Genomic DNA, 22590 nt, shown 5'->3' on the forward strand with positions numbered 1-22590 from the left:
GGCACCGATGACGCAACACACCTTTCCCTGCATCGACGGCCATACCTGCGGCAATCCCGTGCGCCTTGTCACGGGGGGTGCGCCGCTTTTGCACGGCGCCGACATGCTGGAAAAACGGGCGCATTTTCTGGCCGAATATGACTGGATCCGCACGGGCCTCATGTTCGAGCCGCGCGGTCATGATCAGATGTCGGGCGCCATCCTCTATCCCCCGACGCGGCCTGATTGCGATATCGCGGTCCTTTTCATCGAGACGTCCGGCTGCCTGCCCATGTGCGGGCATGGCACCATCGGCACCGTGACCATCGCGCTGGAGAACGGGCTCGTGCGGCCCGCCGTGCCGGGGCAACTGGCGCTCGAGACGCCGGCGGGCCGGGTCGATGTGACCTACCGCCAGGAGGGCCGCTTTGTAGAGGAGGTGCGCCTGACCAACGTGCCGGGCTTCCTGCACTCCGAAGGGCTGACCGCCGAGGTTGAGGGGCTGGGCGAGGTGGTGGTCGATGTCGCCTATGGCGGCAACTTCTATGCCATCGTGGAGCCGCAAAAGACCTTTGGGGACATCGCCGATTTCACCGCGTCGCAGCTGATCGGCCTCAGCCCGACACTGCGCGCCGCGCTCAATACCAAATACGAATTCATTCACCCCGAGCATCCCAGCATCAATGGCCTTAGTCACATCCTGTGGACCGGTGCGCCGCGCGACCCCGAGGCGCATGCCCGCAATGCCGTTTTCTACGGCGACAAGGCGATCGACCGCTCGCCCTGCGGCACCGGCACCTCGGCCCGCATGGCGCAGCGGGCGGCCAAGGGCCTGCTGAACGTTGGCGACGAATTCGTTCACGAAAGCATCATCGGCTCGCTGTTCCGGGGCCGCATCGAGGCGGCGGCCGAGGTGGCGGGCACGCCGGCGATCATCCCTTCCATCTCTGGATGGGCGCGCGTGACAGGTTTCAACACCATCTTCATAGACGAGCGTGATCCGTTTGCGCACGGCTTTGTCGTCATCTGAAAAAGGGGCAGTCGTGGCACAGATCATCCTCGAGGCCGCCGCCAAGGGCCCGGTTCTGGCCAGCGCTGAGGGGCTCAGTTTCTGGGGCGGGGTGGATGCAGCCACGGGCCGGGTGATCGACGCGCATCATCCGCTCCACGGGCGCACGTTGGGCGGCACGATCCTCTTGTTGCCAACCAGCCGAGGCTCCTGCACCGGCAGCGGTGTCCTGCTGGAGTTAGCGCTGTCCGGCAATGCGCCCGCTGCGCTGGTCTTTCGCGAGGAAGAGGACATTCTGACGCTGGGCGCGACAATCGCAGGGCGCATGTTCGGCCAGCCCGTGGCGGTCTTGCGGCTGGGCGCGGACGCGTGGGACCGGCTGGCCAAGGAGGGCCATGCCGAAGTCGATGGCGCGCGTCTGACGGCTGGCGATTGGGCGCTGGACCTTGCCCCGCCGCCGACCGCCACGCTGGAGCTGACCGAGGGCGACCGCGCGATGCTGGACGGCGCCGAGGGCGCAGCCGCCCAGCTGGCGCTGGAGGTGATCTGCACGATGGCCGCGGGGCAGGGGGCGAGCCGCCTGACCGATGTCACCCGCGCGCATATCGACGGCTGCATCTATGCCAGCCCCGCGAACCTGACCTTCGCCCGCCGGATGGCGGATATGGGCGCGCGGGTGCGGGTGCCGACCACGATGAACGCGATTTCGGTCGATCATTCCAACTGGCAGGCGCAGGGCGTGCCACCGGTTTTCGGCAATCCGGCGCAGAAGCTGGCCGACGCCTATGTCGAGATGGGCGCGCAGCCCAGCTTTACCTGCGCGCCCTATCTGCTGCGGGAGCCGCCCGAATTGGGCGAGATGATCGGCTGGTCGGAATCGAATGCCGTCATCTATGCCAATTCGGTGCTGGGCGCGCGCACGGTCAAACATCCTGATTTCATGGATCTTTTCATCGCGCTTACGGGCCGTGCGCCGCTGTCGGGCGTCTATCTCGATGAGGGCCGGGCCGCGCGGCGTGCGATCCATGTCGATTTGCCGGCAAGGCATGATGACGCGCTCTGGCCACTCTTGGGCTGGCTGGCGGGACGCGCTGCGCCCGACCGGATCCCGCTGCTGACGGGGCTGGAGCATACGGCGCCCAGCTCCGATGATCTCAAGGCGCTCTGCGCGGCCTTCGGCACCACCTCGGCGGCGCCCATGCTGCATATCGCAGGCATCACGCCCGAGGCGGCGGGCGCGCTGGATGCGGATGCCGATGCGCTGCGCATCGGCGCCGCCGATCTGGCCGAGGCATGGCGGCAGTTCAATGCCGCGCCCGCCGAGGTCGATCTGATCGCCTTGGGCAGCCCGCATTTTTCGCTGCCCGAATGCCGTGCGCTGGACGCGGCGATGGCGGGGCGCCGCCGCCGCGAGGGCACGCAAGTGATCGCTACCGTGGGACAGCACGTGCTGGATGCGATCCGCGCAGATGGCACGCTTGCCAGCCTTGAGGCATCGGGCGTTCAGGTTGTGCCCGATATCTGCTGGTGCTCGATCTCCGAGCCTGTCTTTCCGCCCTCGGCGCGCGTATTGATGACCAATTCGGGCAAATACGCCCATTACGCGCCGGGCCTGTCGAGCCGTGAAGTGCGCTTTGGCGCGCTGGCGGATTGCGCCGAGGCTGCCATCACCGGCATCGCGCCAGACCAGCCGCCCGGTTGGCTCCTCCCCTAGAAAGGCTCCATCATGCGCAGCACCAAGACCGTTCATGTCATCTCAGCCCATGCCGAGGGCGAGGTGGGCGATGTCATCGTCGGCGGCGTCGCGCCGCCCCCCGGCGATACGATCTGGGAGCAGAGCCGGTGGATCGCCGCCGACAATACCTTGCGTAATTTCGTCCTGAACGAGCCGCGCGGCGGGGTCTTTCGCCACGTCAACCTGCTGGTTCCGCCCAAGGATCCGGCGGCCGATGCGGCCTTCATCATCATGGAGCCGGAGGACACGCCGCCGATGTCCGGCTCGAACTCGATCTGCGTGTCGACGGTGCTGCTGGACAGCGGCATCGTGCCCATGACCGAGCCTGTGACCGAGATGCTGCTGGAGGCGCCGGGCGGCCTTGTGAAGGTGCGCGCCGAGTGCAACCATGGCAAGGCGCAGCGCATTTACGTGCAGAACCTGCCCAGCTTTGCCGCGCAGCTTGACGCACCGCTCGAGGTCGAGGGGCTGGGCACGCTGAGCGTCGATACGGCCTATGGAGGTGACAGCTTTGTCTTTGTGGACGCGGCCGCTCTGGGCTTTGCACTGGTTCCCGAAGAGGCGCATGCGCTGGCCAAGCTGGGCGTGCGCATTACGGCGGCGGCGAATGAGGCGCTGGGCTTTCACCACCCGGACAATCCTGACTGGCGACATATCTCCTTTTGCCTTTTTGCAGGCCCGGTGACGCGCGAGGGCAATGCCTTGCGCGCGGGGGCCGCTGTTGCGGTGCGACCGGGCAAGATCGACCGCTCGCCCACCGGCACCGCGCTGAGCGCGCGCATGGCGGTGCTGTCCGCGCGAGGCCAGATGGGCATGGGCGATACGCTGACCGCCGTGTCGCTGATCGGCTCGACCTTCGCTGGGCAGATCGTGGGCGAGACCATCGTGGGCGGCAAGCCTGCGATCCTACCCGAAATCTCGGGGCGCGGCTGGATCACTGGCACGCATCAGCACATGCTGGACCCCGAAGATCCGTGGCCAGAAGGGTATCGTCTGTCCGATACTTGGGGTGCGCAGTAACGGGCGCGCAGTGACGCGCGCAGTGTCCCGCGCGCGCTAGAGCGCGAAGTTGCCGAAGGGAATGTAACGCACCGGGTCGCCGGGCGCGATCTGGGCAGCGCCGTCGGGCAACTCGACCAGCCCTTCGGCCCAGCTGAGGCTGCTGACGCGGCCCGATCCCTCGGATGGGAAAACCTCGGCGCGGCCCTCGCGGATGCGCGCGCGCAGGTATTCGCGGCGCCCCGGCTTTTTGGACTTGCTGAAGGCGGCGGGCACGTCAAAGCCCTGCGGCACGCTCCACCCCGCACCGGCCAGAAGGGCCAGCGCCGGGCGCGCGAAGATCAGCGTGCAGACCAGCGCCGCCACCGGATTGCCCGGCAGACCGAAGATCGGCGCTTTCTGCCACAGCCCCAAGGCGAGGGGACGCCCCGGTTTCAGTGCGATCCGCCACTCGCGCAGCGCTCCGGCCTCGCCAAGAAGGGCTGAGACGTGATCCTCATCTCCCGCGGATGCGCCGCCCGAGGTGAAGATGACATCGGCGCGGCCTGCCGCCTCATCGAGGGCGGCGCGCAAGGCCGCGCGATCATCGGGGATGCGGCCCATGTCGATGGCCTCCATCCCCCAGCTGGTGATCTGGGCCAGCAGCATCGGGCGGTTGGCGTCAAAGATCTGGCCCCGGCCCGCGTCGCCGCCAGCCTCGATCAATTCGTCCCCTGTCGAGAGGATCGCAACGCGCAGGCGCTGATAGACCGGCACCTCGCCAATGCCGACGGAGGCCAAGAGCGCCAGGTCGGCGGGGGTCAGCACGCGGCCCGGTCCAAGAACTTCGGCGCCTTCCGGGGTGTCCTCGCCCGCCTTGCGCGCATTCGCGCCGGGTTTGATCCCGGTGCGAAAGGCGATCTGGCCCGCAGATTGGCGCGTGTCCTCTTCCAGAACGACGGTATCCACGCCGTCCGGCAGGATCGCGCCGGTCAGGATGCGGATCGATTGGCCCGCCGGGACTGCGCCGTCATAGGGCGCGCCCGCCGCCGCCCGGCCCGGCGCAAGCGGCATCACCGGATCGCCTGGCGGCAATGACCCATGGGCAAAGCCATAGCCATCAACCGCGGAATTGGCGTGGGGCGGGCTGGCGCGGCGGGCGGTGACGAGGGAGGCAAGGATGCGGCCGGCCGCAGCGCCCAGCGGGCAGGGGGCGGTGCGCGCAATCGGATGCAGGCCCTGTCGCAGCGCCGCCAGAGCCGTGTCCACAGGTGTCCATTCGGTGCCCTGCGGCATGGCAAAGCAATCGTCCCGCAGGGGTGGCGGCGCTGGTGGCGGGGCTATCGGGCCCGGTGCGGCAGGCGGGGGCGGCGGGGCGCTGCGATGGGCCAGATCGCTCAGCAAGTCGGCATGGCCCGCGCCGAGGATCCACGCCTCTTCGCGCGCCTCATCCTGCACCTCTGGGGGCAGGTCCGACATCATTGCGCTCAGGCGCGCGTCTGGCAGATGCGCCAGCGCGCGCGACAGCAGATCGACCTGCACCGCATCGCGGATCTGCGCAGGATCCGCGGCCAATGCCGCGCGCACCGCAGGCTCGATCAGGCCCGGCCATATTTCGGCCAGCACGACGTCTGCCTCCTGCCAATCCTGAAACGGCCAGACGGCAGTGCCCGGCTGCCGTCGCAGCCGCGACAGCATGGGCAGGCCCATCAGGGCCTGACTGCCGACCGTGGGATGGTAGCAAAGCTGAAAACAACTGCTGGCCGCCTTGGACGCCAGATCGCAGGCGCGTTTCTCGGCGATGGTGTCGTAACGGACGCCCTCCTTGCGGTAGGGGATGCCGGGCCAGCGATCGGCATGCGTCTTGCCCCAGAAGGGGCCGGGGCCGTCCCAGAGCGCATTGAGCGTCTCGGCCACGTCAAAGCGGTTGTTGGCGCCTGTCTCGCTGTCGGTGATGCGGGCGGCCAGCCAATCCCACAGGTCCAGCGGATCCTCCCCGCCGGTCACGCGGCGGGCCACGCCCGCCGGATAGCCGAAGGGAAAATCAAATCCGGCAAGCAGGCGGCGCCCGGCGGCGCGCTCTGCCTCCATGATGCCGGCAATGGCCACTTCGGCCTCGATCCGGCTGCGGCAATAGATCGGGCTTTGCGGCGCGCCCGCCTCGACGAACCCCAGCCAGATCGCATCCTTGGACGGGCGGGCCGGCGCGCGCGAGGAGGCGGCGGACCAATCGACGACAAGAACGCTGTCAAACCCGCTCACAGCCCCACCTCTCGCAGGATGAAATCCGCGATGGCCGGGGTGTCGTCCAGATCAAGCACCGGGCAGGGTGCGGCGCGCGGCACCTCGAGCGTGCAATCGGCAGCGACGGCGCGGATACTGGGATCGTCCGGTGCGATCAGGGGATTTCCCGCCGCCGCGCGATAGGCTTCGACCTTGGGGTGGGGCGCGCGTTTGTAGCCTTCGATCAGCACAAGATCCACGGGCGCAAGGCGCGCCAGCAGGTCGGCAAGGTCAGGCTCGGGCGCACCGCGCAGCTCTTGCATGAGGGCGATGCGCGCCTTGGAGGCCAAGAGCACCTCATGCGCGCCCGCCTCCCGGTGGCGATAGCTGTCGCGCCCTGGCTGATCGACCTCGAAACTGTGATGCGCGTGCTTGACCGTCGAGACGGAAATACCGCGCGCCGTGATCTCTCTCACAAGGCGCTCCATCAGGCCGGTTTTTCCCGCGTTCTTCCAGCCAGTGACGCCAAAGACCCTCATTCGGCCACCATCGCCTGGGCGCGGGCCAGATCCTCGGGCGTGTTGACGTTGAAAAAGGGATCGCCCGCTGCCGGAAACATCGCCGTGGCGGCCCCATGCGCATCTGTCCATTGCACGACCTTGCGCAAGCCGCCCTCCAGCGCCGCGCGCAGGTCTGCGCGCAAGGCGACCGGCCAGAGGCCAAAGGTGGGGTGTCGCCCGTCCGGCGTCGCGGCAAGGGCCAGCGGCACGTCCATGCCCTCGGTCGCCAAAAGGAGCTGCGGCACCAGATCGCACGGAAAGAACGGCGTATCGGCGGCCACGGAAACGACGGTTTCCGCGCCTTGCCGCGCCGCCCAATCCATGCCTGCCAGAACGCCCGCCAAGGGGCCGGCGAACCCCTCCACCGGATCGGCCAGCACGGGCAGGCCAAACCGGGCAAGCCGCGCCGGATCGCCATTGGCGTTGAGAGCGGTGGCAGCCACCTGCGGCGTGATCCGGTCGATCACATGATCCAGCAGCGCGCCCCGGCCCAGCGGCAGCAGCCCCTTGTCCCCCCCGCCCATGCGCGTGGCGCGGCCCCCGGCGAGGATGATGGCGCAAGGCTGCTTCATGACGTCTCTTGCGCGCTGCGCGCCGATTTGCGGCGATGCTTGCCCTCTTCCTCGGCCACGCTTTCGGGGTCGGTATCGCGCACGAGGCGCTCCTCGCCCGCAAGGCAGACAAAGCGCCGTCCGCGCATCCGCCCGATCAAGGTGAGGCCAACCTGCCGTGCGATCTCGACCCCCCAGGCGGTAAAGCCCGAGCGTGAGGCCAGCACCGGGATGCCCATCAGCGCGGTCTTGATGACCATCTCGGAGGTGAGCCGCCCGGTGGTGTAGAGCATCTTGCCCTGCGGCCCCACGCCCTCGGACAGCATCCATCCCGCGATCTTGTCGACGGCATTGTGGCGCCCGACATCCTCCATATAGACCAGCGGACGCGCCCCCTCGCACAGGACCGTGCCATGGATCGCCCCCGCCTCGAGATAGAGGCTGGGCGTCGTGTTGATGACATGCGCCAGATGATAAAGATCGGAGGTGCGCACCTCCGCCTCGGGCAGGCTAACGCCCTCCAGCCCTTCCATCATGTCGCCAAAGACGGTGCCGACGGCGCAGCCGCTGGTGCGCGTCTTTTTCTTGAGCTTGTCCTCGTAGGTGGTGCTTCCGTCCGTGCGCACCACGACAGTTTCGAGCTCTTCGTCGTAATCGACGCGCAGCACGGCCTCACCGTCCTTCAACATGCCCTGATTGCGCAAGAACCCGAGCGCCAGATACTCGGGGTAATCCCCGATGGTCATGGCCGTCACGATCTCTTGCGCGTTGAGAAAGATTGTCAACGGGCGCTCTTCGACCACGTTGATCGTCTGGGCGCGGCCCTCGTGATCGGTGCCGGTGACGGCGCGTGTCAGGCCCGGTGCGGCGGGCGCAGGGGCGATGATGTAGGGGCTGTCATCGGGCGGGGGCAATTGCATCTCCTTGGCGGGGCGGTTAAGCGCAGCGGGGCGCGGCATTTTCAGGTGGCGGCGCGGTTTTGCTTGGCTAGGCACCTCATGACACCAGAAAGCACCAAATCCACCTACTGGCAAGGCGTCGGCGCCGGGGCGCCCTTCATCCTCGTGCTGGTACCCTTCGCGCTGCTTTTCGGGGTGGTCGCGACCGAGGCGGGGCTGACCCTGATCGAGACATTTTCGTTCTCGCTGCTGGTTGTCGCGGGCGCTGCGCAATTCACCGCGATTCAGCTTTTGTCAGAACATGCGCCGACCATCATCGTCGTGGTCACGGCGCTGGCGGTCAACCTGCGGATGGCGATGTATTCGGCCTCATTGACGCCGCATCTGGGCGAGGCGCGCCTTGGCGTGCGGGCGCTGGTGGCCTATTGCATGGTCGATCAGGCCTATGCCAGCGCGATCCTGGCCTATGAAAAGCATCCCGGGTGGAGCCTGCGTCAAAGGCTTGCCTTCTATTTCGGGGCAATCACCCCGCTGATGCCTTTGTGGCTGATCTTTACCGTGATTGGTGCGCTGGTGGGCGAGCGGATTCCGCCCGAATTCGCGCTGGATTTCGCTGTGCCGATCACGTTCCTTGCAATGATCGCGCCGATGCTGCGCACGGCGGCGCATGTGGTCGCGGCGCTGGTGTCGATCACCGTGGCGCTGGTGCTGGCCTTTGTTCCCTACAGCATGGGCCTCCTGGTGGCGGGGCTGGTCGGCATGATGGCGGGCGCGCAGGTCGAGCTGATTATGACCCGCAAGGAGCGCGCGCCATGAACGAGATTGCTGCGCTGGATATCTGGATCACCATCGTCTGCCTCGGGCTGGGCAGTTTCGGATTGCGGTTCGTCTTTCTGGGTCTCATCGGGGATCGTCCGCTGCCGGCGTGGATCTTGCGCCACCTGCGCTATACGGCGGTGGCGGTTCTGCCGGGCCTCGTTGCGCCGATGGTGGTCTGGCCGCCCGCAACGGGCGGCGCGCTGGATCTGCCGCGCATGGCGGCGGCCTGCGCCACGATCCTGATCGGCCTTGCCACGCGCAACGTCGTGGCGGCCATCCTCGCGGGGGCGGCCACGCTTTACGGAATGCTGTACCTGCTGGGCTGATCCGGCGGGGCGCATGGCCGCGGGGTGAGGCATCCGTTCGGGCTGCCGCGCAGGCCTCTGCTCCGGATGCTGTGCTGGGCATTGCAATTGCGCGCTCAAGGCACAGGTAAGACCTTACCTGCTCAAACAGGTGAAACAATTCTCATCTCTGTGACGCGGCTCGGCGCCACATTTGGCGCGGGGGCATACAAACGCCCGCCCATCCGCAGGCTGCGACGGCAAAGGAGACCATCCATGACCCAGACCGATGACCAGAACCGAAAATTCGTGTTGGCCGAGCGCCCCAAGGGCGAGCCGGACGACCGGACGCTGCGCCTTGAGACCGAAGAGCGCCCGGTTGCTGGACAGGGGCAGATGCTGCTGCGCAACGCCTATCTGTCGCTCGACCCCTATATGCGCGGCCGGATGAGCGACGCACCCTCCTATGCTGCCCCGGTTGAGATCGGCGCGGTCATGGTCGGCGGCACGGTTGCCGAGGTCATCACCTCGGACGTCGACGGGTTTGAGGCCGGCGATTGGGTTTCGGCCTTTGGCGGTTGGCAGGACTACGCGGTCTCGGATGGCACCAGCGTGATCAACATGGGCAAAAACCCTGAAAATCCCTCATGGGCGCTAGGCGTTCTGGGTATGCCGGGGCTGACCGCTTGGGCAGGTCTGACGCAGATCGGTCAGCCCGAACCGGGCGAGACCCTCGTGGTTGCCGGGGCCAGTGGCCCGGTCGGTGCCACGGTGGGCCAGATCGGCAAGATCCTGGGCTGCCGCGTCGTCGGCATCGCAGGCGGGCCGGAAAAATGCGCGCATGTCGTCGATACCCTGGGGTTTGATGCCTGCATCGACTACAAGGCGGGCAGCTTTGCCGATGTGCTGCAAGAGGCCGTGCCGGATGGCATCGACATCTACTTCGAGAACGTGGGCGGCGCCGTCTTCGATGCGGTTCTGCCGCTGCTCAACACCTCCGCGCGCATTCCGGTCTGCGGCCTGATCTCGCAGTATAACGCCACGTCACTGCCGGATGGCCCGGACCGGCTGAGCCTGCTGATAGGCACCATTCTGCGCAAACGCATGACCCTGCGCGGGTTTATCGTGTTTGACGACTTTGGCCATCTCTACCCCGAGTTCGCCGAGCAGGTGGGCGCATGGGTCCGCGAGGGCAAGATCCAGTATCGCGAAGAGGTGATCGATGGGCTGGAACAGGCGCCAGAGGCGTTTGTTGGGCTGCTCAACGGCGAGGCTTTCGGCAAGCGTGTCATCAAGCTGGCCAACTGAAACTCAAAGACAAAGGTTTATTAAATGAAAATTCTCATGGTCCTCACGTCGCACGACAAGCTGGGCGATACTGGCAACAAGACGGGCTTCTGGCTCGAAGAATTCGCGGCGCCGTATTACGTCTTCAAGGATGCGGGCGCTGAGATCACGCTGGCCTCGCCCAAGGGCGGCCAGCCCCCGCTGGACCCATCGAGCGATGCCGAGGATGCCCAGACAGAGGCAACCAAACGCTTCAAGGGCGATAGTGCGGCGCAAGAGGAGCTGGCCAATACCAAGGCGCTGTCCGGCGTTTCGGCCGATGGGTTCGATGCCATCTTTTATCCCGGCGGGCATGGCCCCTTGTGGGATCTGGCCGAGGACGCCGACAGCGCGGCGCTGATCGAAACCTTTGCGTCCACCGACAGGCCGGTCGGTGCGGTCTGCCACGCGCCAGCGGTCTTCAAGCACCCCAAGGGTGCGGACGGCAAGCCGCTGGTGTCGGGCAAGACCGTGACCGGCTTTACCAATACCGAGGAGGAGGGCGTGGGCCTGACGGACGTTGTGCCTTTCCTTGTCGAGGACATGCTCAAGGCCAACGGGGGCGACTATCAGAAGGGCGACGATTGGGCCTCCTTCGTGGTGGTCGATGGCAAACTCGTCACCGGCCAGAATCCGGCGTCATCCGAAGAGGCGGCCCGGAAGATGCTCGCCCTGTTCTAGCGCGCTGTTGGCAGGTGGATCAGCCGCTGGTCTGCCTGCCAACATGCTCTGAACACGCGGGGTTGCCCAAGATGGCAGTGCCGCTGCGGCTAGACGGCTAAAATGCCTCGTAAATTCTCTTTTTCGTTCTCCATTTCTTAATGCCTGCGCACGCATGTTTGCTCGGCAGCCGAAAATTCGGCGCTGCGTCGCAAGGACAACTTGGAGATCCGGGTTTTGGCTACGATTTATGATCTCATCGAGGTCACGGGCATTCGTGAAAACACCACCTATTCCGTAGCCAACGGCAATCTACTGGGCGTCGTCGAAAATGTCACGTCACCCGAGCTTGATGATGGCGAATTCGACGAACGGGACGACATTTTCATCGGCGGCGTCCGATACAGGATTGACCTGATTCAGGAACCTGAAAGCAGCGGCCGATTTACGGATGGGAACGGGGTGGACTACCCCTTTGATCCGAAAAGCGAGTCGAACCTGGATGTGGTGTTCCTGACGGTGTCGAACGGCGCAGATGTCAGGTATTTCATCGTTCCGAACGACAAATACGGCGACATCAACGTTCGGTCGATCCGAACGGGCCAAATCGAAGATGTGGCAGGCAATGACGCCGCCATCATTTCCACGCTCAACAACAACGTCAATGTCGTGTGTTTCCTGCGCGGCACCCTGATCGAGACAGAGAACGGCAGGTGGGCCCCGGTGCAGGACCTGCGTCCGGGCGACCGGGTCATGACGGCAGATCATGGGTTGCGGCAGATCATGTGGATCGGTGCCAAGACCGTTGGTGCGCGGATACTGGCCCGGACTGCGCGACTGCGCCCAATTCACGTCAGCGCCGGCGCGCTGGGGGCACAGATACCGCAAAATGATCTCTATCTGTCACCGCAGCACCGTGTGCTGGTGCGCTCCAAGACCGCCGCGCGGATGTTCGGCACGCAGGAGGTGCTTGTCGCGATCAAAAACCTGACACCTCTGGCAGGAATCGACGCGACGGATGATGGCCGCAGTGTTGAATACTTTCATCTATTGTTGGAAAACCACGAAATCGTCTTTGCAAATGGCGCGCCGTGCGAAAGTCTGCTTTTGGGCAAAGAGGCCCTGAAATCGCTGGATCACGACACCCGTCAGGAGATCATATGCCTTTTTCCCCAGTTGGTTGAGCGGCGCGTGCAGCAAGAGCCGTGCAGACCCCTGGCTGAGGGCAGGAAAGGGCGCAAACTGGTCGAGCGCCTGAAGAAGAACGGACGGTGCGTCGTCGCGCCTGACGTGCGATGCGGTCCTGCGATACCGCCACATCACGCGAACGCGGCGCGCGGGGCCGAACGGTTGCATTAGTTCGCGCTGGACTGCCGCGATGACAAAGGGCGCACCTTATGGCGCGCCCTTTGGAAAGTTTCAAAAGCAGAGGGCTGGGGTCACCCGATGGCGGCCGCCTTCACGTCCTCGTCGATATGCGGGACATACTGTTCGAAATTCTCCGCGAACATGTTGACCAGCTTGGCCGCCTGGCGGTCATAGCTGTCGGGTCTGTCCCAGGTGCGGCGCGGGTCCAGCAGGACAGTGGGCACGCCCGGCGCGTCGATCGGCACCTCAAAGCCGAAATTCGCATCCGTGCGGAATTCCACATCGCCCAGCGAGCCGTCAAGCGCCGCAGTCAGCAGGGCGCGCGTCGCCTTGATCGGCATGCGTGAGCCGGTGCCATAGGCGCCGCCCGTCCAGCCGGTATTGACCAGCCAGCACGTGGCGCCATGCTTGGCGATCTTGCTGCGCAGCAGGTTGCCATAGACCTCGGGCCGCCGCGGCATGAAGGGCGCGCCAAAGCAGGTCGAGAATGTCGGCTCGGGCTCGGTCACGCCGCGCTCGGTGCCGGCAACCTTCGAGGTGAAGCCCGACAGGAAGTGATACATCGCCTGCGCCGGTGTCAGTCGCGCGATGGGGGGCAGCACGCCGAACGCGTCGCAGGTCAGCATGATGATGTTCTTGGGGTGTCCGCCGATGGCCGTCTCGCTCGCGTTCGAGATATACTCAAGCGGATAGGCGCAGCGCATGTTCGCCGTCAGCGAGTCGTCCTCGAAATCCAGCTCCTTGGTTTGCGCGTCATAGACCATGTTCTCGATCACGGTGCCGAACTTGGACGTGGTCGCATAGATCTCGGGCTCGGCCTCGGGGTCGAGGTTGATCGTCTTGGCATAGCAGCCCCCTTCGAAGTTGAAGGTGCCGCGATCCGACCAGCCGTGCTCGTCATCGCCGATCAATGTGCGGTCCGGGTCTGCCGACAGCGTCGTCTTGCCCGTGCCCGAAAGTCCAAAAAAGATGGCGGTATCCACCGGGTTGCCGTTGGCGTGGTTGGCCGAGCAGTGCATCGGCATCACGTCCTTTTCCGGCAGCAGGTAGTTCAGCAGAGAAAACACCGATTTCTTGTTTTCACCGGCGTATTCCGTGCCGCCGATCAGGATGATCTTGCGATCGAAATTCATCGCGATGACGGTTTCGGACCGGCAGTCATGCTTGGCCGGGTCCGCCTGAAAGCTGGGGCAGTTGATGACGGTGAAATCGGCGATGAAATTATCCAGCGCCTCCGCCTCGGGACGGCGCAGAAGGTGGCGGATGAAGAGCCCGTGCCAGGCCAGTTCAGTGACCATACGCACCTTGATCGCATAGGCGGGATCCGCGCCGCCGACGAGATCCTGCACGTAGTACGTGCCGCCCTTCATATGCGCCAGCATATCCTCATACAGCGCGTCGAAGCCTTCGGGCGACATGGCGGCATTGTTCTCCCACCAGATGTTATCCTTGACGCTCTTGGTGGCGACGACGTGCTTGTCCTGCGGCGAGCGGCCTGTGAATTTGCCGGTCGAGACCAGAAAGGCGCCGCCGCGGCCCAACTCGCCCTCACCGTTTTTCAGCGCGGCCTCGATCAGCGCGGGCTCGATCAGATTGTAGTGGACGCTGTCCAGCCCATTGATCCCCTGATCTTCAAGCCGGAAGTTCGGATTTACCCGTCCCAATGTCATGACATTCTCTCTCTGATACCTGTTCGTGGCCGCCTTGGGGCACGGTGCGTTCGCCCCCCCCATGAAAGGGAATGGCGCGCTCCGGCCAGGTGCCGCTCGCGCCTCTTAGCATGGCGTCTTGAGGGTTGAACAGGCGGCAAGGCAAACGTTAGCGCAACCAAATTGACGTTAGCGCAATCGCGCCGTTTTGCCGCGGCTGCGTGGGGTTTTCGCGCAATTCGATGCGGAAAGGTGAGTCATATTAGCCATTGGTTATGAAAAACGGCCTCAAATAGAGGCTTGAGAGAGGGCGATTCGATAATTGGGATTGATCGGTGCGCGCAAACAGCGGCATAGTAGGCGAAAAAAATCAGGCAATCTGAGCAGTACAAGGAATTAAGACATGTCCAAAATCGCCCTTGTGGACGATGACAGGAATATTCTGACATCCGTTTCCATGACCCTCGAGGCCGAAGGCTTTGAGGTCGAAACCTATAACGACGGCCAGCAGGCTTTTGACGCATTTTCCAAGAAGCTGCCCGACATGGCCGTGCTCGATATAAAGATGCCGCGCATGGATGGCATGGACCTGCTTCAGCGGCTGCGCCAGAAGTCGCAGATGCCGGTGATCTTTCTGACGTCCAAGGACGATGAGATCGACGAGGTTCTGGGCCTGCGCATGGGCGCCGACGACTATGTGAAGAAGCCGTTTTCGCAGCGCCTTCTGGTCGAGCGGATCCGTGCGCTGCTGCGCCGGCAGGATGCGCTGGACGGCAAGGTGACCGCCGTTGACGCCGAAGAGGGCAAGGTGATCGAGCGGGGCGAGCTGCGCATGGATCCGCTGCGCCACGCCGTCGCATGGAAGGGGCGGGACGTGTCGCTGACCGTGACCGAATTCCTGCTGCTGCAGGCGCTGGCGCAGCGGCCCGGCTTCGTCAAGAGCCGCGACCAGCTGATGGATGTGGCCTATGACGATCAGGTGTACGTCGACGACCGCACCATCGACAGCCATATCAAGCGTCTGCGCAAGAAGCTGCGCCAGGTCGATCCCGAATTCTCGGCGATTGAGACGCTTTATGGTATTGGCTACAGGTATAACGAAGAATAAAAGTGGCGTTGGCCGAGGGGATTGATGTGCGCGATGCGGCACCGGGACGGGATGGCGATGTAGTCCTCGGCGATGATTTCGTCGCACCGGACAACGTGGTCGAGGATGAGATCCGCGCGCGCCGGGCGCGGCGCGGCTTCTTTTCGCTGCGTGGGTCGCCGCTGACGCGCAAGATCATCATCTTCAACCTGATCGCGCTGAATATTCTCGTTGGAGGCATTCTGTATCTCAACGCGTCGCGTGACGGGCTGGCGCTTCAGCGGATGAGTGGCCTCGTTGGCGAGGCCGAGTTGGTCGCGAATGTCTTTGAGGTGCAAATGCCTGGCCGCTCGCCGGTCAACATGATTACTGGCGACGGCATCGATGTGGAGGGCACGCTGGCGGCAATCGACGTTCAGGAAGGGGCCGAGGTCTTTGTCTTTGACGCGGCTGGCGCCCTTGCGGGTCGCGTGACGGGCGCCGCTGACCGACCGGCCACCTCGTCACAGCGCCAGCCAACGATCATCACCGACGCGCTGACGCGTCTGTGGGCTGTTCTATCGAGGCCGTTCACCGCAGGCACGAGTGATGCAGCGGTGAACCTCGAGGATCTGGCGCGCGCGCAAGTGAGCAAGGCCCTGACGGAAGGCACGCAGGTGATTACGGGCGAAGTGGACGGCGGCGCCGTCTTTGTCATCTCGACCCCGATCGAGCAGGGCGATGAGCCTGTGGCTGTCGTCTCGATGATCAGCGCCACTGGAGAAATCGACAACCTCGTCATGTCCGAGCATGAGCGCGTCTTGCAAATGTTTCTCATCGCGACGCTGGTTTCCATCGGTCTCAGCCTGATTTTAGCCTCGACCATCGCCCACCCGCTTGCGGATCTGGCGGCGGCCGCCGAAATCGGCGGGGCGCGCAATCGGGGCCGGCAAGGCAATGGGCGCATTCGCATTCCCGATCTGACCGCGCGCCCGGACGAGATCGGGCGCCTGTCGGGCGCCCTGCGCGGGATGGTGGCCGCGCTTTACGACCGGATTGACGGAAACGAGCAGTTCGCTGCGGACGTCGCGCATGAGATCAAGAATCCGCTAGCCAGCCTGCGCAGCGCGGTCGGCACGATGCGTGTGGCCAAGCGTGACGACCAGCGCGAAAAACTGCTGGACGTGATCGACCATGACGTGCGCCGCCTCGATCGGCTGGTCAGTGATATCTCAAACGCCTCGCGCCTCGACAGCGAATTGGTCAAGGAAGAGGAAGAGGCATTCGATCTGCTGACCATGATGCGCAATCTGGGCCAGTATCTGGGCGAGCAGGCGGGCGAGAAGGGGATAGAGTTCATCACGGACTTCCCCCGTGAGCCGATCATCATCAACGGGCTCGAGGCGCGTCTGGCTCAGGTTTTCGTCAACCTCATTTCGAATGCCACCAGCTTTTGCGAGGAGGGCGACGCCATCCGTCTGTGGGCCCGCCGCCGCGAAAACCGGGTGCTGATCGTGGTCGAAGATACGGGCCCCGGCATTCCCGATCAGGCCCTGACCAAGATTTTCCAGCGCTTCTACTCTCAGCGGGACGCCAATGACTTCGGCAATAATTCCGGTCTTGGACTCGCGATCTCCAAGCAGATCGTCGAGGCGCATGGCGGTGTCATCTGGGCCGAGAATATCCGGCCAACGGACGCAGACATAACCTCGGATCCGCTGGGTGCCCGTTTTGTCGTTGGCCTGCCGGTCTAGCGAAATGGCCAGGTCAGCGTCCGGCACTCTCACGCTGCACGCAACGAGCGTCGCGGTGGCGGGTCGCGCCGTATTGGTGCGCGGCGCGTCGGGCAGTGGCAAATCATCGCTCGCTCTGCAATTGATCGCCATGGGCGGCACGCTTGTTTCGGACGACCGCACGGATGTCTGGCGGGACGAAAGCAGGCTTTTGCTAGATGCGCCTGCGGCCATCAAGGGCAAGATCGAGGCGAGGGGGGTCGGTATCCTGAACGCCCCCGCATCGGGGCCGGTGCCGGCGGCCTTGATTGTTGAGCTGTCAGGAGATCCGCAGCCGCGGCTTCCACCGGCTGAAACGGAGGCAATCCTGGGCGTGTCGCTGCCGTTGGTGCGGGGCAATGCCGCAGGGCATTTTGCTGCTGCGATTCATCTATATCTCTTGCATGGTCGCGCGGCGTGATGCCGGAGCGAAACGAGGAGTTTCAACGATGAGCCACGAGACCAGCCATGAGATGAGCGATACGCCGGTGCGGGACAAGCCGCACGTCGTGCTGGTGACCGGCCCCTCGGGGGCAGGGCGCCGCACGGCGATCCACGCGCTCGAAGACATGGGCTATGAGGCGATCGACAACTTGCCGCTCAGTCTGCTTCCCCGGCTGCTTGCCGTTCCGGAGGGCGGCGGCGACACTCCGATCCGGCCCATGGCGCTGGGAGTCGATCCGCGCAATCGCGATTTTTCGACCGAGGCCATCATCGACGCGGTCGACCAACTCTGCGCGCGCGGTGATCGGCATGTGCAACTGCTCTTTGTTGACTGCCGGTCCGAGGTTTTGCTGCGGCGCTTTTCCGAGACAAGGCGCCGACATCCGCTGGCCCCGGCGGAAAGCGCGCAGATCGGGATTGCGCGCGAGCTGGATCTGCTGCGTGCCGTGCGCACCCGTGCCGATATCCTGATCGACACGTCCGAGCTGAGCCCGCAAGAGCTGCGCGCGGAGCTGGAGCAATGGGTCGGTCCCAGTGACGCGGGGAGGCTTGCCGTGTCGGTTCATTCTTTTTCGTACAAGCGCGGCCTACCACGCGGTGTCGATATGGTGTTCGATTGTCGGTTCCTGAAAAACCCCTACTGGGTGCCGGGCCTGCGCGGGCTGGATGGGCGCACACCGGATGTGGCGCGTTTTGTTCAAGACGACGTCCGGTCCGTCCAGTTTCTGGCGCATCTCAAGGAGATGCTGAACATGCTCATTCCGGCCTTTCAGGCCGAGGGCAAGTCCTACCTTTCGATTGCGCTGGGCTGTACCGGCGGGCAGCATAGATCGGTGGCCATGGCGGAAACTTTGGCGCGCACCCTTGCGGAAGAGGGGTGGCCGGTGTCAATTAGGCACAGAGAGATGGAGCGCCGCGCAGGCGCCGACCAGATATCTTAAACGGCGCAGGAATATAAGGATTGCAAGGCGTTGATCGGGATCGTCATCGTAGCACACGGCGGGTTGGCACGCGAGTATATGGCCGCGATCGAGCATGTCGTGGGGCCGCAGCAGGGCATCCGGGCGATCTCGGTCGAAAGCGGCGATGACCGCGAGGCCAAGGCGCAGGAAATCACCGAGGCAGCCATCGAGGTCGACCGCGGCGACGGCGTGGCGGTCGTGACCGATATGTTTGGCGGATCACCGTCGAACCTGTCCATGCCTGCCTGCCGCACGGGGGATCGCCGCATGCTTTATGGCGCGAACCTGCCGATGCTGATCAAGCTGGCCAAGAGCCGGGACAAGCCGCTGCCCGATGCAGTGCGCGACGCACTTTACGCGGCGCGCAAGTATATCGACAGCCAGAATATTTCAGTGGAAGATTGAACTTATGTCCGCACCCGTTACGCGCAAGTTGGAGATCGTCAACGTCAAAGGGCTGCACGCCCGCGCCTCGGCCAAGCTGGTCGAGGTGGTCGAAGGGTTCGATGCGACGGCTGAAGTCTCGCATGAGGGGCAATCGGCAAGCGGCGACAGCATCATGGGCCTTTTGATGTTGGCAGCCGCGATGGGAACCACTATTGACGTCGAAACCCGCGGCCCCGATGCCGAGGCGCTGGCCGATGCGGTCGCCGCCCTCGTCGCAGCCAAGTTCGGGGAAGACATGTAGCACGCCACTCGCGCCGAGTGACGGATTGGAACGGTCCAAGTTGGCAATCGAGCACACCGACGACAGGGGTGAGGGATCCGATCATGGCGGTGCCGAGGCACCGAACTCAGGTGCGCGCGCGGGATCGACTGTGACGTTCCCCAAGTATGATCGGCGCAGCCTGACCTATTCGAACACCTTCGATTCACCTCTGACGGGGGCGACGATCCGGGCAATCGAATGGATGACGGGCAAGATCTCGATCATCCGGATGATCCGCGACTTTGAACGGCGCGGCGCGCCGACCGGCCAGCCTTTCTGGCGCGCTTCACTGGATACGATGGGTATAGATCTGCTGACGCCCGACAGCGAGTTGGAGAACATTCCCCCGACAGGCCCCGTGGTCGCAGTCGCCAACCATCCGCACGGGCTGGTCGATGGCATGATCCTTGCCGATTTGATCGGCAGGCGCCGCACGGATTACAAGATCCTGACCCGCGCCCTCTTGACCGGGATCGACGAGGTGGCGGCCAGCTACATGATTTCGGTGCCTTTCCCGCATGAGCCCGATGCGCAGCGCAAGTCAGTGGACATGCGCGCCAGTGCGATGGCCCACCTCAAGGAGGGCGGGCTGATCAGCGTCTTTCCTTCGGGGGTCGTTGCGTCATCGGACACGATGTTCGGCCCCGCGATCGAGCGCGAGTGGAACGTCTTTACCGCGCAGATGATCCGCCGTTCGGGCGCGCGGGTGGTTCCGATCTATTTCCCCGGCGCCAACAGCCGCTGGTATCAGATGGCCAACCGGATTTCGCCCACGCTGCGCCAGAGCCTTTTGCTGCACGAAGTGGTGCATAGCTGCAATCGCCCGCAAAAGCCGGTGGTCGGCGCGCCCATCTCGGACGAGCGGATGAAGATGCTCGAAAGCGATCCGCGCGGATTCATGACATGGCTGCGCGCCCATACGCTGTCGCTTGGCGAGGCATCCCCAGACGAGAGCCGCGACGCCAAGCAGCCCTAGCGCGATGGACCGCCGCTTGCGGGTGCGCTATCAGTGCGGCAACGCAACAAAGGCAAAGGCGCGCGCATGTCAGGCCACGGCACCCCCATCCCCATGACTTCGGCCAAATGCGGCCCTCTGACCGGCACGGCAGACGTGCCCGGCGACAAATCCATATCGCACCGCGCGTTGATCCTGGGGGCGATGGCCGTGGGCGAGACGCGCATTACGGGCCTTCTGGAGGGCGAGGACGTGCTTGATACCGCCCGCGCCATGCGTGCCTTCGGCGCCGAGGTCACGGATCACGGCAGCGGTGCGTGGTCCGTTCACGGTGTGGGCGTCGGCGGCTTTGCCGAGCCGGCGGCGGTGATAGACTGCGGCAATTCCGGCACCGGCGTGCGCCTGATCATGGGGGCAATGGCGACCTGCCCGATTTCGGCGACCTTCACGGGCGATGCCTCGCTGAACAAGCGGCCCATGGCGCGGGTGACCGACCCCTTGGCGCTCTTCGGGGCGCGCAGCTATGGGCGTAGTGGCGGGCGCCTGCCGATGACGATCATCGGCGCCGCCGATCCCGTGCCTGTGCGCTACGCGACGCCCGTCCCCTCGGCACAGGTCAAATCGGCAGTGCTGCTGGCGGGGCTGAACGCGCCGGGCGAGACCGTCGTAATCGAGCGCGAGGCGACACGCGACCATTCGGAGCGGATGCTGGCGGGCTTTGGTGCGACGGTTCACACCGAGGACACGCGCGAAGGCCGGGTCATCACGCTGATCGGTCAGCCCGAATTGCGCCCGCAGGTGATCGAGGTGCCGCGCGATCCCAGCTCGGCGGCCTTCCCTGTTTGCGCCGCATTGATCGTGCCCGGCTCGGACGTTCTGGTGCCGAACATCGGCCTCAACCCGACGCGCGCCGGGCTTTTCACGACGCTCCGCGAGATGGGCGCCGATCTGAGCTATGAGAACGCGCGCGAAGAGGGCGGCGAGCCTGTGGCCGACCTGCGCGCGCGCTTTTCGCCGGACCTCAAGGGGATCGAGGTGGATCCGGCCCGCGCCGCTTCGATGATTGATGAATATCCGGCGCTGTCGGTTGTCGCCGCCTTCGCCGACGGCACGACCATGATGCGCGGCGTGGCAGAGCTGCGCGTCAAGGAGTCTGACCGCATCGAGGCAATGGCGACCGGGCTGCGCGCGAATGGCGTCACCGTCGATGATGGCCCCGATTGGTGGAGCGTGCAGGGCCGAGGCCATGGCGGCGTGCCGGGCAGTGCGACCTGCGCCAGCCATCTGGACCACCGCATCGCGATGTCCTTCCTTATCCTCGGCATGGCCGCCAACGCGCCCGTCGCGGTGGATGACGGCGGCCCGATTGCCACGTCATTTCCGATCTTCGAGCCGCTGATGGAGCGTCTAGGCGCACAGATAACGCGCAGCGCTTCGTAGCCTTTGAGTATTTGAAGAACAATGAAAGCCGGGCCCGAAGTGGGACCGAAGTGCGCGGTGCATCCCGGTTTGAAAACACGCCCTCCCTGCGGGGCGTCGCCCGCACCTTGAGGTGGCTCACAAAAGAAAAGAGGCGCGCCCATTGCTGGACGCGCCTTTTCCTCTAACCCTCGGGGGGGCTTTGGGCGTCAGTTTAGCGCCTGATCGGTCACCTTATGGGTCCATGCGGCGTCGCCGGGATCTGCGGTGATCACCGGGTCAGATCCTCCCGACAGAAGCGAGTCGATCGTGCGCTGGAAGTCGGCCGGATCGAGCGCGCCGTTGCTGCCCGCCGTCAGCTTGGCGATTTCCTGCATCATGCGGATCTGGTGCTCTTCGGTCTGGGCGCCGCTGGCATCATTGTCGAGCACGATCATCGCGGCTTCCTCGGGGTTTTCCTCGGCCCATTTCCATCCCTGCATCGAGGCGCGGACAAAGCGCGCCATCTTGTCGACGAAGGCGGGATCTTCAAGGTTTTCACCCAGCACATAGAGGCCATCCTCAAGCGTCGAGACGCCTTGATCTTCGTATTTGAAGACCACCAATTCGTCCTCGGCCAGACCCGCGTCAAGCACCTGACCATACTCGTTGTAGGTCATCGTCGATATGCAGGCGGCCTGGCCTTGCAGCAGGGGATCGACGTTGAAGCCTTGCTTGAGCACGGTGACGCCGTCGTCGGAGCCGTCCGTGGGGATGCCCAGTTTACTCATCCAGCTGAGGAAAGGGTATTCATTGCCGCTGAACCATACGCCCAGCGTCTTGCCCGGGAAATCCTCGGGCGTCTCGACGCCGCTGTCCTTGCGGCAGGTCAGCATCATGCCCGATGCCTTGAACGGCTGCGCGATGTTGACGAGGTCGAGGCCCTTTTCGCGGCTGGCCATGGCAGAGGGCATCCAGTCCACGACAACATCGGCGCCGCCGCCCGCGATGACCTGCGTTGGGGCAATGTCGGGGCCGCCCGGCTTGATCGTGACTTCAAGGTCTTCATCGGCGTAAAACCCCTGATCTTGCGCCACGTAGTACCCGGCAAATTGCGCTTGGGTGACCCACTTGAGTTGTAGTGTCACCTCGTCAGCAGCCTGCGCAGCGCCCGCGCCCGCAATGGCAAGGCCGGCAAGGCCGAGAGTGGTTTTGAATTTGTTCATCATGATAGCTCCCTGTTG

At 64.6% G+C, this 22590-nt stretch carries 22 protein-coding genes; 16 read left to right on the top strand and 6 right to left on the bottom strand.

What is annotated here, in order from left to right; genetic code table 11:
• The first annotated feature begins 7 nt into the window (after window positions 1–7).
• The 3 genes from V8352_RS03590 to V8352_RS03600 are packed head-to-tail and all read left to right on the top strand — an operon-like array spanning window position 8 to window position 3743.
• Entirely contained in the window at window positions 8–1009 is a 1002-nt protein-coding gene (locus V8352_RS03590) for a 4-hydroxyproline epimerase (protein WP_336422888.1), read from the top strand.
• Between the two features lie 13 nt (window positions 1010–1022).
• Window positions 1023–2702 carry a cis-3-hydroxy-L-proline dehydratase gene (lhpI, locus tag V8352_RS03595; RefSeq protein ID WP_336422889.1) on the top strand — a complete coding sequence of 560 codons (1680 nt, stop codon included), beginning with the start codon at window positions 1023–1025 and terminating at the stop codon, window positions 2700–2702.
• 12 nt (window positions 2703–2714) lie between these two features.
• Window positions 2715–3743, top strand: coding sequence for a trans-3-hydroxy-L-proline dehydratase (locus tag V8352_RS03600; protein WP_336422890.1), 1029 nt, complete (start codon window positions 2715–2717; stop codon window positions 3741–3743).
• Window positions 3744–3779: 36 nt separating this feature from the next.
• Here V8352_RS03600 and V8352_RS03605 read toward each other — a convergent pair whose 3' ends face one another.
• The 4 genes from V8352_RS03605 to V8352_RS03620 are packed head-to-tail and all read right to left on the bottom strand — an operon-like array spanning window position 3780 to window position 7955.
• Window positions 3780–5963, bottom strand: a complete 2184-nt coding sequence (locus V8352_RS03605; protein ID WP_336422891.1) for a molybdopterin-binding protein — start codon at window positions 5961–5963, stop codon at window positions 3780–3782.
• Window positions 5960–6463, bottom strand: a complete 504-nt coding sequence (gene mobB / locus V8352_RS03610; protein WP_336422892.1) for a molybdopterin-guanine dinucleotide biosynthesis protein B — start codon at window positions 6461–6463, stop codon at window positions 5960–5962. The genes V8352_RS03605 and mobB overlap by 4 nt, the downstream gene beginning before the upstream one ends.
• A complete protein-coding gene (mobA, locus tag V8352_RS03615; RefSeq protein WP_336422893.1) occupies window positions 6460–7056 on the bottom strand; it encodes a molybdenum cofactor guanylyltransferase MobA in 597 nt (198 codons plus the stop codon). The genes mobB and mobA overlap by 4 nt, the downstream gene beginning before the upstream one ends.
• Window positions 7053–7955, bottom strand: a complete 903-nt coding sequence (locus V8352_RS03620; protein WP_336422989.1) for a formate dehydrogenase accessory sulfurtransferase FdhD — start codon at window positions 7953–7955, stop codon at window positions 7053–7055. The genes mobA and V8352_RS03620 overlap by 4 nt, the downstream gene beginning before the upstream one ends.
• A gap of 78 nt (window positions 7956–8033) precedes the next feature.
• Here V8352_RS03620 and V8352_RS03625 point away from each other — a divergent pair, with 78 nt between their 5' ends.
• The 5 genes from V8352_RS03625 to V8352_RS03645 all read left to right on the top strand — a co-directional run bounded on the left by V8352_RS03625 (window position 8034) and on the right by V8352_RS03645 (window position 12382).
• Window positions 8034–8750: an AzlC family ABC transporter permease gene (locus V8352_RS03625; protein WP_336422894.1), complete on the top strand. Its 717-nt coding sequence runs from the start codon at window positions 8034–8036 to the stop codon at window positions 8748–8750.
• Window positions 8747–9079: an AzlD domain-containing protein gene (locus tag V8352_RS03630; protein ID WP_336422895.1), complete on the top strand. Its 333-nt coding sequence runs from the start codon at window positions 8747–8749 to the stop codon at window positions 9077–9079. The genes V8352_RS03625 and V8352_RS03630 overlap by 4 nt, the downstream gene beginning before the upstream one ends.
• Window positions 9080–9313: 234 nt before the next feature.
• A complete protein-coding gene (locus tag V8352_RS03635; protein WP_336422896.1) occupies window positions 9314–10345 on the top strand; it encodes an NADP-dependent oxidoreductase in 1032 nt (343 codons plus the stop codon).
• Between the two features lie 24 nt (window positions 10346–10369).
• Window positions 10370–11044, top strand: coding sequence for a type 1 glutamine amidotransferase domain-containing protein (locus V8352_RS03640; RefSeq protein WP_336422897.1), 675 nt, complete (start codon window positions 10370–10372; stop codon window positions 11042–11044).
• Between the two features lie 216 nt (window positions 11045–11260).
• Complete coding sequence (locus tag V8352_RS03645) at window positions 11261–12382, top strand: Hint domain-containing protein (protein ID WP_336422898.1); 1122 nt, start codon at window positions 11261–11263, stop codon at window positions 12380–12382.
• An 80-nt stretch (window positions 12383–12462) separates the two neighbouring features.
• On the opposite strand, the gene V8352_RS03650 is transcribed toward V8352_RS03645, so the two are convergent.
• Complete coding sequence (locus tag V8352_RS03650; protein ID WP_336422899.1) at window positions 12463–14061, bottom strand: phosphoenolpyruvate carboxykinase; 1599 nt, start codon at window positions 14059–14061, stop codon at window positions 12463–12465.
• Window positions 14062–14443: 382 nt separating this feature from the next.
• Between V8352_RS03650 and V8352_RS03655 the strand changes: the two genes are divergently transcribed.
• From V8352_RS03655 to aroA, 8 genes are all read left to right on the top strand, one after another.
• Window positions 14444–15148 carry a response regulator transcription factor gene (locus V8352_RS03655; RefSeq protein WP_336422900.1) on the top strand — a complete coding sequence of 235 codons (705 nt, stop codon included), beginning with the start codon at window positions 14444–14446 and terminating at the stop codon, window positions 15146–15148.
• Window positions 15149–15150: 2 nt separating this feature from the next.
• Window positions 15151–16860 carry a sensor histidine kinase gene (locus tag V8352_RS03660; protein ID WP_336422901.1) on the top strand — a complete coding sequence of 570 codons (1710 nt, stop codon included), beginning with the start codon at window positions 15151–15153 and terminating at the stop codon, window positions 16858–16860.
• 4 nt (window positions 16861–16864) lie between these two features.
• Entirely contained in the window at window positions 16865–17299 is a 435-nt protein-coding gene (locus V8352_RS03665) for an HPr kinase/phosphorylase (protein ID WP_336422902.1), read from the top strand.
• A gap of 28 nt (window positions 17300–17327) precedes the next feature.
• Window positions 17328–18263 (top strand): RNase adapter RapZ, encoded by a 936-nt coding sequence (gene rapZ, locus V8352_RS03670; protein WP_336422903.1) that lies wholly within the window; start codon window positions 17328–17330, stop codon window positions 18261–18263.
• 30 nt (window positions 18264–18293) lie between these two features.
• Window positions 18294–18689 carry a PTS sugar transporter subunit IIA gene (locus V8352_RS03675; protein ID WP_336422904.1) on the top strand — a complete coding sequence of 132 codons (396 nt, stop codon included), beginning with the start codon at window positions 18294–18296 and terminating at the stop codon, window positions 18687–18689.
• Window positions 18690–18693: 4 nt separating this feature from the next.
• Complete coding sequence (locus V8352_RS03680) at window positions 18694–18972, top strand: HPr family phosphocarrier protein (protein ID WP_336422905.1); 279 nt, start codon at window positions 18694–18696, stop codon at window positions 18970–18972.
• A 130-nt stretch (window positions 18973–19102) separates the two neighbouring features.
• A complete protein-coding gene (locus V8352_RS03685; protein WP_336422990.1) occupies window positions 19103–19969 on the top strand; it encodes a lysophospholipid acyltransferase family protein in 867 nt (288 codons plus the stop codon).
• A 66-nt stretch (window positions 19970–20035) separates the two neighbouring features.
• Window positions 20036–21388, top strand: a complete 1353-nt coding sequence (gene aroA / locus V8352_RS03690; RefSeq protein ID WP_336422906.1) for a 3-phosphoshikimate 1-carboxyvinyltransferase — start codon at window positions 20036–20038, stop codon at window positions 21386–21388.
• A gap of 188 nt (window positions 21389–21576) precedes the next feature.
• On the opposite strand, the gene V8352_RS03695 is transcribed toward aroA, so the two are convergent.
• Window positions 21577–22572, bottom strand: coding sequence for an ABC transporter substrate-binding protein (locus V8352_RS03695; protein WP_336422907.1), 996 nt, complete (start codon window positions 22570–22572; stop codon window positions 21577–21579).
• Window positions 22573–22590: the final 18 nt, after the last annotated feature.

Origin of the sequence: Roseovarius sp. D0-M9, assembly GCF_037083805.1 — a bacterium.
Lineage (GTDB): Bacteria > Pseudomonadota > Alphaproteobacteria > Rhodobacterales > Rhodobacteraceae > Roseovarius.